Annotated in this window: 1 protein-coding gene; it reads right to left on the reverse strand. The window is 75.6% G+C overall.

Features of this window, described 5'->3' with window-relative positions; translation table 11 throughout:
* Positions 1 to 2,900 (reverse strand): SDR family NAD(P)-dependent oxidoreductase (locus ABT160_RS46695; RefSeq protein ID WP_351656444.1); only part of this gene is annotated, 2,900 nt, incomplete at both ends.

Here is a 2,900-nt window from a genome sequence, read left to right on the forward strand (position 1 = left end):
GGCACCTCGTCCTGGCCGCGGTGCAAGGAAGCGAGCGCGAGCCGTACGGGAACCAGGTGTGCGGGTGCGTCCGTCGCCAGTGCCGCGTCCAGGGCGCGCAGCCCCTCGGCCGCGGACAGCGGTTCGACGCCCCTGCGCCGGATCCGGGCCAGCTCGGCCGAACCGAGGCGCGCGGTCAGGCCGGTCCCGGCCTGCTCCCACAGCCCCCACGACAGGCTCCTCGCGGGCAGCCCCGCGTGGGTGCGCCAGGCGGCGAAGGCGTCGAGGAACGCGTTGCCCGCGGCGTACGTGCTCTGGCCCGCGCTGCCGAGCACCCCGGCGAGCGAGGAGAACACGACGAACTCGGACAGCGCGCGGTCGAGGGTGAGTTCGTGCAGGTGCAGCACCGCGTCCAGCTTCGGGGCGAGGACACGGCCGAGCCGCTCCGGCGTCTGGTCGGGGAGCAGCCCGTCGTCGAGGACCCCGGCCAGGTGCCACACCGCGTCCAAGTCGGCCACGGAGTCGATCAGTTCGGCGAGGGCTTCCCGGTCGGTGACGTCACAGGCCGCGACGCGCACGCTCTCGGCCCCGGCCCGGGTGAGTTCGGCGACGAGTGCGTCGGCGCCCGGGGCCCGTCGGCCCTGGCGCGAGGTGAGGACGAGACGGCGGACCCCGCGCGTGCGCACGAGGTGCCGGGCCAGTTCCCCGCCGAGTTCACCGGTGCCGCCGGTGATCAGCGCCGTACCGCTGGTGGGTTCACCGGATCCACCGGTGGCCCGCGGTGCGCCCCGCGTCGCGTAGGCCGTCCCGGTGGCGTCGTCCGGCTCGGCCTTCACCAGGCGTGCGACCCTGACCTCGCCCTCCCGCACGGCGATCTCGGGTTCGTCCGCCACGGCCACGGCCCGGGCGAGCGCGGCGGCGTCCGCGTCCCCGGTGCCGACGTCCACCAGGCGCAGCGACCGCTGCGGGTACTCGGCGCGCGCGGCCCGGACCAGCCCCCACAGGGCGGCCTGGACGAGATCGTCCGGGCCCTCCTCGGGAACGGCCACGACGGCCCGGCGGGTCACCCAGACCAGCTCGGTGGCGTCGAGGCGCGGGTCGTCCAGCAGCCTCTGCGCCTCGTGCAGCGCCGCCGCGGTGGCCCGCCGCACCGCGTCCGCCAGGTGCGCGAACTCCGGGGCGCCGTCGGTGGTGTGGTCGATGACGAGCCGGGCCGGCGCCTCCTGCCCCGCGTCGAGCCGGGCGAACAGCGCGTCCACGTCGGTGACGGTCTCCCCGCCGACCAGCGGCGCCAGTCCGCCGGGCCCGTCCAGCACCCAGGCGACCGCGGTGACCTCGCGCAGCGCCGGGGACGGCTGGAAGGCCACGCGGTAGAGGTGGTCGGGCGCCTGTCGTCGTACCTGCTGGGCGGTCGCCGTGCGCAGGACGAGCGCGTCCGCGCGGGCCACCGGCCCGCCCCGGCCGTCGGTCAGCCACACCCGGACGGTGTCGGAGGACGCCGGGTCCCGCTCGATGCGCACCCGGAGCTCGGTCGCACCGGTCGCGTACACCTCCGTACCGGCCCACTCGAAGGGCAGCGCCACCCGGTCCGCCTCCGGGTCCAGCGCGAACATCGCGTGCAGGGCCGCGTCGAGCAGGGCCGGGTGCACCGCGAAGCCGCCCGCCGCCTGCGCGGTCTCGGCCCCGGACTCGGGCAGGCGGACCAGGCCGTACGCCGTGTCGCCGCTGCGCGACAGCTCCACCAGGCCCTGGAAGGCCGGGCCGTAGTCGATGCCGCGCTCCCGCAGCCGGTCGTACAGGCCCGCCAGGTCCACGGACGTGCTGCCGGGCACCGGCCAGTCGCGCAGCTCCCGGAAGCCGTGGTCGTCGACAGGGCCGGGGCCCGGGGGTGCCAGCCGTGCGGTGGCGTGGGTCGTCCAGGGCGCGCCGGGCAGCTCCCCGGTGTCGGGGCGGGTGTGCACGGACGCCTGGCGGCAGCCGTCGCCGTCGGCACCGGAGACCGCGACCTGGACGCGCAGCCCGCCGGTCTCCGGGAGCACGAGGGGCGAGGTCAGGGTGAGGGTGTCGATCCCGGCGGTACCCGCGTGTTCGGCGGCGGTCAGGACGAGATCGAGCACCGCGGTGCCGGGCAGGACCACGGTGTCGAACACCTGGTGGTCGCGCAGCCAGCGCTGACCGGGGGCGGAGGCGTCGATCCGGCCGCTGAGGACGAGACCGTCCTCGTCGGCGAGCGGAGTGGCGAGCGTGAGCCACGGGTGGTCCAGGCCGTCGACGCCCCACGCGGCGGGGTCCGTGGTACCGGTGGGCGCCGGGTGCCAGTGCCGTCGGCGGTCGAAGGCGTACGTGGGCAGCGCGGGCACCAGGGGCGTGCGCGGCACGGCCCGCTCCCACGGCCACGCGCTGCCCCGGGCCATGCCTGCGCGGGTCCAGGAGGTGAGGAGGTCGGTGGTGTCGGCGTGGTCGCGGTGGGCGGTGGCGTGGCTGGTGCCGTCGTGTTCCTGGGCGATGGTGTCGAGGGCGAGGGCCATGACGGGGTGGGGGCTGATCTCGGTCCAGGTGTGGTGTCCGTCGGCGGCGGCGGCCTGGGCGGCTAGGTCGAAGCGGACGGTGTGGCGGAGGTTGTTGCACCAGTAGTCGGCGTCGAGTTCGGTGCCGTCGACGGCGCGGCCGTGGACCGTGGAGTAGAGGGTGGTGTGCCCTGTGCTGGGCGTCAGGTCGGTGAGTTGTTGGTGGATGGTGGGCAGGAGGGGGTCCATGTCGGTGCTGTGGGAGGCGTAGTCGACGTGGATGCGGCGGGCGTAGACGCCTTCGGTGTCGAGTTGGGCCAGGAGGGTGTTGAGGGTGTGGTTGTCGCCGGAGATGACGGTGGAGGTGGGGGTGTTGATGGCGGCGATGGAGAGGGTGGTTGCGGTGAGGCGTTG

Origin of the sequence: Streptomyces sp. NPDC001941 (genome assembly GCF_040296945.1) — a bacterium.
Classification (GTDB): Bacteria; Actinomycetota; Actinomycetes; order Streptomycetales; family Streptomycetaceae; genus Streptomyces.